At 46.5% G+C, this 8219-nt stretch carries 7 protein-coding genes and 1 pseudogene; 1 reads left to right on the top strand and 7 read right to left on the bottom strand.

Annotated elements, in window-relative coordinates; translation table 11 throughout:
• Positions 1-188: 188 nt before the first annotated feature.
• Genes flgL through CUC53_RS13890 form a run of 7 tightly spaced genes read right to left on the bottom strand, consistent with a single transcriptional unit; the run spans position 189 to position 7870 of the window.
• Positions 189-1397 carry a flagellar hook-associated protein FlgL gene (flgL, locus tag CUC53_RS13920; RefSeq protein WP_100294713.1) on the bottom strand — a complete coding sequence of 403 codons (1209 nt, stop codon included), beginning with the start codon at positions 1395-1397 and terminating at the stop codon, positions 189-191.
• 4 nt (positions 1398-1401) lie between these two features.
• A complete protein-coding gene (locus tag CUC53_RS13915; protein WP_100294712.1) occupies positions 1402-3405 on the bottom strand; it encodes a FlgK family flagellar hook-associated protein in 2004 nt (667 codons plus the stop codon).
• 3 nt (positions 3406-3408) lie between these two features.
• Positions 3409-4485 carry a flagellar assembly peptidoglycan hydrolase FlgJ gene (gene flgJ, locus CUC53_RS13910; protein WP_100294711.1) on the bottom strand — a complete coding sequence of 359 codons (1077 nt, stop codon included), beginning with the start codon at positions 4483-4485 and terminating at the stop codon, positions 3409-3411.
• A gap of 43 nt (positions 4486-4528) precedes the next feature.
• On the bottom strand, positions 4529-5626 hold the full coding sequence (locus CUC53_RS13905) for a flagellar basal body P-ring protein FlgI (RefSeq protein WP_100294710.1): 1098 nt from the start codon (positions 5624-5626) through the stop codon (positions 4529-4531).
• Between the two features lie 8 nt (positions 5627-5634).
• Positions 5635-6306 carry a flagellar basal body L-ring protein FlgH gene (flgH, locus tag CUC53_RS13900; protein WP_100294709.1) on the bottom strand — a complete coding sequence of 224 codons (672 nt, stop codon included), beginning with the start codon at positions 6304-6306 and terminating at the stop codon, positions 5635-5637.
• Positions 6307-6320: 14 nt separating this feature from the next.
• Positions 6321-7109 carry a flagellar basal-body rod protein FlgG gene (gene flgG, locus CUC53_RS13895; RefSeq protein ID WP_100294708.1) on the bottom strand — a complete coding sequence of 263 codons (789 nt, stop codon included), beginning with the start codon at positions 7107-7109 and terminating at the stop codon, positions 6321-6323.
• A gap of 14 nt (positions 7110-7123) precedes the next feature.
• On the bottom strand, positions 7124-7870 hold the full coding sequence (locus tag CUC53_RS13890) for a flagellar basal body rod protein FlgF (RefSeq protein ID WP_100294707.1): 747 nt from the start codon (positions 7868-7870) through the stop codon (positions 7124-7126).
• A gap of 181 nt (positions 7871-8051) precedes the next feature.
• Between CUC53_RS13890 and CUC53_RS13885 the strand changes: the two are divergent.
• Positions 8052-8202 (top strand): annotated as a pseudogene (locus CUC53_RS13885) (transposase); the annotation flags it as partial.
• Positions 8203-8219: the final 17 nt, after the last annotated feature.

Here is an 8219-nt window from a genome sequence, read left to right as displayed (position 1 = left end):
TGGCAAAGGCTGCATGACCTCTACTTTTGAGTGCCCCTAAAAATGGGGGGATTACCGAAGTCGGGAGCCTGTTCGAAAGCAAAAGAATCCGAGACCAATCAACAGGTTTCGGATTGTTACACATTAGAAGGATCGGTCAATGGATCCTTAACTGATCGGCATTACCCACTTGAGGTAGTCTATTTTCGTTAGCGAATATAGTCAAATAAGGTCAATCGACTTATTTTGCTAAAGGATAGCTGTGAAGCACTTAATGCAGCATCTTCTTTGGCCAATGTTGAGATAACCTCATAGAGATCAATATCAGAAACCTTGCCTCTCGCCTGGGTATTAAGAGTGCTTAAGCTATCATTAGAGTTTATTACCTGCTCCAAACTATTCATTCTCCCCCCCAACTCACCTAACCCTCTGTCAACATTTAGACGAGCATTAGTGAGATGCACTTGGGCATCAGCAGCCTCACTCTGAAAGTCTTCTGGCAAGATGGCGGGATTTCTCAACGCGCCAATAAAATCAGACATACCATTGAGTATGTTGTCATTTTTGGGAGGGTCTAATGCTAACTCTTGAGCTGCTCCACCTGCAGGTACATTCAGTGTTAACGCCATTCCATTGAAAGGTATTTTATTGCCGACAGTATAGTCCCCTGTTTGCATCACATTGCCGCCAGCATCTTGGATCTGATAGGTATTAGGCGTACCCACTGCCGTTGTGACAGTATATTTATTACTAGCTAACGCTGGATTGTAATTGTTGCTGTAAAAACTATCGAAATCCCCTTGATCAGCGATATCTACTTTAATACCTGCTGTTATCGCACTAGCATTGCGCCGTGTTGCCACTACTTGAAATAAATTTTGTCCTGAATCATTAGCGGCGATACTTACCGTCGGTGACACCTGAATATCTCGCTGTCCCGTATCCCCTTGAAACACATATGCTCCATTAGCATCTTTTACGAAGGGCTGAGTTTTACTTTGATTCCCCCCAAAAATATATTCACCTTGAGAGTTCTTACTATTCATTAAATCAAAAACTTGCTGTTGGAGTTCTTCCAGCTCACCTGCTATCGCGTTGCGGTCATCAAGACTCACTGCGGAGTTATTCGCTTTCTGGATTAACGTCTGCGCACTCATCATGGCTGTATTAATCGAACTTAAGATTGTCTCCTCGTGGCCTAGACTATTTTCCAGCAAACTACCATTGATACTATATTGCTTAAAGAGATCGATCTCTTTAGTCAACGCCATTTTTTGGCTCATACCAGATGGGTCTTCACCTGATGTTTTAAACCTATTCCCACTCTGTAACTGCTCTGATGCCTTAGCTATTCGCTCATTAGCACTGCTCAAGGAGCTGAGGTTGCGGCTATAGATCATGTTCGTCGTGATACGCATAAACTTACCTCACAGAAGAGAGCAATGTATCGAAAATAAGCTTGGCAGTACTCACAACCTGCGCCGATGCAGCGTAGGATTGCTGGAAACGGATAAGATTAGCCGCTTCCTCCTCGAGATTTACCCCAGATACACTTTCAAAAATACTGGTACTCTGCAGTAACTTACCCTCATTAGCTTTCAGCTGATTACGGGTTTCACTAGTACTATTCCCAATCCCCATCACGAGACTAGAATAAGCTCCGCTAAGAGTCATTTTGTCATTGCTTGTGTTACCACTGTTATTTTTGCGCACCAATAAGGTGTTCTGCATCTCAGCCATGACCAACCCGTTACTGTTATCGGCAAAGCCATTAGTGTTATAGCTGACCTTGAAATTGTCTTTAGGTTTGACTGAGCCTGTGATGCTGAATTCATATCCAGGACTCTGTTTGGGGTCACTGTAGACGAGTGTACCTGCTGGGAAAGGATTCACAATTGAAGCCATCAAGTTTTGGCCCTTGGTTGCAGCAGGGGCAACACCTATTAACGTGGTTCCGTCTGCGGCATAGACTTCGTAGTTACCGCTATTATCTATTTTAACAACTTGTGGTGCTGCTGGGTCGAGTGTATTTGCCGTGAACCCCGAACCAGCCCCAGTATTAAATATTCCGTTTAATTTGATGTCCGCACCACCAAAATTATTGCTACTTTTTTCGCCTTTAAGTGTCGATGCAAGCGCTAAGTCCTCAGGGCGAGTTATCAGCTGTTGAATTTGAGCTGCAGCGTTCTTGGTGGGTTGTAAAAGGAACCTATCACCAGTGGCTGGGGTTCCACCAAGATCAACCGAGATGCCATGGCCAAGTATTTCAAATGTAGTGGGTGGAGTTGTACCGGCAGCGAGCGACGTTCGGTTGCCCTGCTTGTCTAGCACAAACACATCGAAAGATGTCGCGCTGCTAAATTGAATCTCATAATCAGAGCTAGTTACTTCTCCGCCTTTACCTGGCGTCACGTTGACAGTTACTGCACCAGTACCCGAGTTACTACTATATGGGAGCCCCTTACTACTCGGCAGCGAAAATATGTTTTCACCAATCTCATTATCTAAGTCCATACCGAGATTATTTTGCCGATTCATGGCATCAGCCATAACAATTGCGAGCTGGCCCAGTTCACGCTTAGTCGGTTCAAGGTCATCGCGAGCAGCGAACAGTCCTCCCATTACGCCACTCAAAGTGGTGTGATCAATGCGAGCTTCATTTTGTCCTAACGTCACTTTTAGTTCTATTGAACGGGAATCAGGATTACCTGCTGTTGTCTGAAATTGCGCTACCCCCCCATCTAATACAAGAGAGTGCCCAGTCGCCATGTTAACTAACATACTCCCATTAGCTTGAGGAATCGTACGAATATCCATCTTCTCAGCAAGCAGACGGATAGCCTCATCACGCTGATCAAATAGCATTAGGTTTTCTTCAGGCGTGCCATGCGTACGCATAATGGCATAATTAAGATCATTGATGCTGGTTAACAGGCCGTTGACTTGTCTTGTTTCATCCTCGATACGCTTGTTAATGTTATCTGTCTGTTTATCAAACTGAGCTGATAAGGTGTGAAAACGGTCCAACATACCACCCAGTTCAGTCATGGTTACTTTACGGCCACCAATTTCAGCGGGAGATTCATTTGCTGTATGGAATGCCTTAAAATAGGAGGTAATAGCAGCACCGACACTATTACTTTTATCGCCCAATAGTGTGTCTACACTAGAGAGTTGCTCGAAGCGACTAAGAGATGCGTGATAAGCCGACGTATCGCGCTGCACTTCCCCTTGGATATAGTTATCAATAATCCGACTCGTCACCATATCGCCAGTGCCTAAACCGATGGTATTGGTATAGACCAAAGTACGTTCCCGAACATAACCCTGACTATTAGTGTTGACTATGTTGTTACTGGTCGTTTGCAGCAGACGCTGATGTGCTAACACGCCTGATGTTCCGATCCCAAGCAGATCGCTTCCCATATATTAAAGCTCCATCTCGTTGTATTGGGCTATCGCCTCACTACGTAACACTTGTTTCAACTTGCTGGCATATTTGGGGTCCGTCGCATAACCCGCTTGCTGTAATGCTTCAAAATAACTATCTGAGCTATTAACATTGGCCAGCGCACCTTTGTAACGATTCCCCGAGGTAAGGAACTCAACATAATCGTTAAAACTATCCTCAAACGAATCATAAGAACGAAAGGCAGCCTTCTGGCGAGATGCAACTCCCTGTTCGTACTCTAATGTACTGACCACCGCTTTTGGCCCTTCCCAACGAGGGTCAGCCTTGATACCAAAGAGGTTATGGGTAATCTGCCCTTCACCATCCGTTATCACCCTCTTTCCCCATCCACTCTCTAGCGCAGCCTGGGCAACCAGAATCGCTGGGCTTAGCCCCAATTTAGCCGCTGCTTTTTTGGCTAACGGCATCAGACGATTAACAAAGTCCTCAGGGCTATGAAACTGCTTAGTGAGGTTTGCACCATCGGCTGATAACTCTAGCGAAGTAGTGTTATTGCTAGGACGACGGGGCATTGAGAGTGAGCGGACCATTTCTGCTTGCTTCACACTATTTTTCTCATTTGCCATATCGTTATCAGCAAAATCTTTGCCAATTTTTGATGCGCTAATCAGATGATCTGCAGCCTTATTTGGTGGTTGATAGGGCTTATAAACGGGCTCAGTACGTTGCGGCAATTTAAGTATGCGGCCATCACGATGGACAAATGTCTGGGGAGAAAGTTGTTTAGAGACCATATCAGCTAATCCCAATCCCCCTTTGTTCGACATGTCAGCGACTCGCTGCTCATCGAGCATTCCCTCGTAAAATTGGGTATAGCTGCTGTTCATTGGATTGTCTTGGGTCAAGACCTGATTGGCATCTCGCATTCCTTTAAAGAGCATTTGAGTAAAAATAGATTCAAACTGACGAGCCGCTGCTTGCAATGCTTGGGCTTGCCCATCTTTACTTAGACTCATTTGGCGCAGTCGGTCTAGGTTTTTGATATCCTGCACCATGCCAAGATTGATGCCGCTGTTGCTATCAAATTCTGCCATGCTATTTACCTCATTGCCGCCATTGGCAAGCCCTTGCCGCTAGTTACAATATGACTAACTGGCCTTCTATAGCGCCTGCTTGCTGCAGTGCTTCAAGAATGGCCATCAAATCCCCTGGCGCGACCCCAACTTGATTAACAGCCCTTACCAACTCATCAAGCGTTGCGCCAGTATCGAGCTTGAACATTCGTCCATCTTCTTGCTGAACATTAATCGTGGAGTTATTCGTGACAGTTGTCTCCCCGCCAGCCAAGGGGTTGGGCTGAGAAACCTGCTGATTTTCGGCAATCGTGACGGTTAATCCACCATGACTGACAGCGGCTGGTTTTAACTTGACTTGGCTACCTATAACAATCGTGCCAGTGCGTGAATTGACAATGATCTTGGCTGATTCATTGGCTGGGTCGACATCCAAATTCTCGATAGTTGCGAGATAGGAGACCCGCTGACTGGGATCACGTGGTGCGTAGACTTTAACAGAAGTAGCATCAAGTGCCTGTGCCGTATTAGGTCCGACTAAATCGTTTACTACATCGGCTAAGCGGCGAGCGGTTGTGAAATCTGGACGATTGAGGTTAAAGGTGATCGTATCTCCTTGGCTAAAGGAGTTAGGTACCTCACGTTCAACAGTTGCACCATTAGCAATTCGACCTACCGTTGGAGTGTTAATAACGACTTTGGAACCGTCAGCCCCCTCAGCCCCCAACCCACCGACCACCAAACTTCCCTGAGCCACTGCATACACTCGCCCATCTAAGCCTTTCAAGAAGCTTTGGAGCAAAGTTCCCCCACGTAAGCTTTTTGCCTCACCGATGGCAGAAACCGTTACATCGATGGTTTGGCCGGGTTTAGAAAAGGGAGGTAAATCAGCATGAATGGCAACTGGCGCAACATCCTTGATTTTTGGTTTGATATTATCTGGGACTTTAATGCCAAAGTTATTGAGCATGGTACGAAAGGTCTGCTCAGTGAAGGCGTTATTCTTTTCACCTGTCCCTGGGAGACCGACCACCAGACCGTAGCCAATCAGTTGATTGTTGCGTACCCCTTCAACAGTGCTTATATCCTTGACCCGCGCTGCTTGCACCTCTCCCAAGGGCAATAAGCAACAGATTAAGCTGACAATGCGGCATAACCTCATGACATCTCCTAAAGTGGCCACCAAGGACCATTAAAAAAGCTGGTTAACCAACCTTGCTCTTGACTGTTAGCTAAATCACCGGTGCCACCATAATAGATACGTGCATTAGCTACTTTCTGAGAGGAAACGCTGTTATCAGAGGTCACGTCTCCTGGACGGATCAACCCAGTAATGCGGATATATTCATTACCATTGTTCAGCATGATCCACTTTTCACCCCGAACTAATAGATTGCCATTAGGAAGGACCTTAGCGACGCTGACCGAGATGCTTCCTTGCAAACTATTACTCTGATCTGCTTTGGCCTGCCCTTTAAATGCACTGTTCTGACCAATGCTTGCTGAGAGGTTATACGGACTGGCAGTGACAGGTACCCCACCCAAACTGACGGGCTCAAGATTAAACTCATTATCCTTGCCACTTTGAGTGTTAGCTTTCTTAGATGCTGATGTAGATTCGGCTAACTCAATCGTAATGATGTCTCCCACCTTGTGAGCCTTGATGTCCGAATAAATCCCATTAACTTGATCTGGTTGAAAAATAGCACCGGTCGGCCGCACTGATACGGGATCAGATTCTCCGTAGACAGGTGAGAATTCAGGATCATCTGGCCTAGGGGTATTGGGGGTTGAACTACATCCCCCGATAACTAGACATCCCAACATCCAGAAGGCTTTCATCATTGCCTCCCTAATCAAGTCCGCTGAACTAAGAACGACATCATGGAGTCAACGGCGGAAATAACTTTGGAGTTCATCTCATAAACCCGCTGAGCCTGAATGAGGTTGACTAACTCTTCGGTGACATTAACGTTGGATGTTTCCAACATACCTTGTTTGATGACCCCAAGCCCATCGGCTCCCGCCGCGCCTTGGATTGCTGCGCCGCTTGATTGCGTTTCGATAAACAGATTTTCCCCCATCGGCTGTAAACCCGTAGGGTTAACAAAGTCGGACATGTTGATCTGTCCAACCACTTGAGAGGCACCATCTCCCTTCAATTGCACTGAGACTTGACCATCGTTGCCTACAGTCACACTCTGTGCATTTTCTGGTATCTGGATTTCTGGTTGTAAGGGATAACCATTGCCAGAGGTCACGATAGTTCCCTCGTCATTGAGGGTAAACTGACCATTACGGGTATAGGCCGAACTACCATCAGGCAACTGAATCTCGAAGTAACCGCGGCCACTTATCATCAAGTCTAGAGAGTTGTCTGTTGTTTGAACATTGCCTTGGCTGTGATTTTTCTGAGTAGCAACAACCTTAGCTCCTGCACCTAACATGAGACCAGAAGGCAGCTCGGTATCAGCAGATGAACGTCCCCCTGGCTGATTGATATTTTGATAAAGCAAGTCCTCGAAAATAGCTCTCGATTTCTTAAAGCCAACCGTACTGGCGTTCGCCAAATTGTTGGACGTGACAGAGATATTCGTCTGTTGAGCATCCAACCCCGTTTTACTGATCCAGAGTGCAGGATTCATGGTCTACTCCTTGATTAACTAATTCGCAGTAACTGAGTCTGGGCCTCGTCATTTTCTTCGGCCGTCTTCATCATTTTGACTTGGGTTTCAAACTGACGTTGTAGGCGGATTAAGTTCGTCATTTCATCCACCACATTGACATTACTTCCTTCTAGGGATCCTGCAATCAGTCCAACATTAGCCGATGCGGCCTCAGACTGACCGTCTTTACGCCTAAACAAGCCATCTTGCCCCTTCTCAACGTCTGCTGTAGCTGGGTTAACAAGCTTTATCCGAGCAAAATCTTCAGGCAAGTTGGCAGCCGCACCTTCAGGCCGACCACTAATTGTACCGTCTCGATTTATCTCGATCTTTTCCATTGGCATTGGCAACACGATGGGTTGGCCACCATCGTCGACAACATTGAGCCCAGTGGAGGTTTGTAAGTTCCCCGTTGCATTCACTAGCAGATTACCCATTCGAGTAAATGCCTCTCCACCTTTGGCGTCCTGAACTGCAATCCACCCTGGCCCATCAACGGTAACGTCTAGGTCTCGCCCCGTTGTCATCAGCATACCGTGCTGTAAGTTTTGGCCGGGACGCTCTGTCATGGAAAACACTCGACTTGGCAATCCTTCACCAAATGCTTGCATGCTCCTAGCTTGTTCAAAATCTGCTTTGAAACCGACGGTATTAGCATTGGCGAGATTGTTACCACGCACAGCTAAGCTATTCATATTCTCTTTAGCACCGGACATGGCGATATAAAGTAGGTGATCCATGGAATCCTCCGTCAAACAGATGACTTTGGTTTAATTTGTGCAATTTAGATGCCAAAAAAATAGCCAGTGAGTAACATCAGGGAGAGCAGCTGAGAACGAGGTAATATAAAAAGGGCGCTCAATTGCCCCAAGTTCTCTAGACATCTCACAGCCTTAAAATGAGGCAACTATTGGAGGGGTTATGACCCGCCAACGTTACCCAGAAACATTCAAGATAGAAGCGGTTAAAGCAAGTCACCGAGCGCGGACGGCCTGTGGTTGATGTTGCACGAGCCCTCGGGGTATCCAGCCACAGTCTGTATCCCTGGCTCAAGCTGTACGGTGAGTCCGCTGTGTAATGACCCAGCTA

Origin of the sequence: Aeromonas cavernicola, assembly GCF_002795305.1 — a bacterium.
Classification (GTDB): domain Bacteria; phylum Pseudomonadota; class Gammaproteobacteria; order Enterobacterales; family Aeromonadaceae; genus Aeromonas; species Aeromonas cavernicola.
The sequence above is the reverse complement of the archived record's forward strand: the minus strand, read 5'-3'. Positions and strand labels throughout refer to the sequence as shown.

Bases quoted from the DNA above. Each gene is read 5' to 3' on its own strand.
- flgL (WP_100294713.1), bottom strand. From the start codon at position 1,397: ATGCGTATCACGACGAACATGATCTATAGCCGCAACCTCAGCTCCTTG.
- CUC53_RS13915 (WP_100294712.1), bottom strand. From the start codon at position 3,405: ATGGGAAGCGATCTGCTTGGGATCGGAACATCAGGCGTGTTAGCACAT.
- flgJ (WP_100294711.1), bottom strand. From the start codon at position 4,485: ATGGCAGAATTTGATAGCAACAGCGGCATCAATCTTGGCATGGTGCAG.
- CUC53_RS13905 (WP_100294710.1), bottom strand. From the start codon at position 5,626: ATGAGGTTATGCCGCATTGTCAGCTTAATCTGTTGCTTATTGCCCTTG.
- flgH (WP_100294709.1), bottom strand. From the start codon at position 6,306: ATGAAAGCCTTCTGGATGTTGGGATGTCTAGTTATCGGGGGATGTAGT.
- flgG (WP_100294708.1), bottom strand. From the start codon at position 7,109: ATGAATCCTGCACTCTGGATCAGTAAAACGGGGTTGGATGCTCAACAG.
- CUC53_RS13890 (WP_100294707.1), bottom strand. From the start codon at position 7,870: ATGGATCACCTACTTTATATCGCCATGTCCGGTGCTAAAGAGAATATG.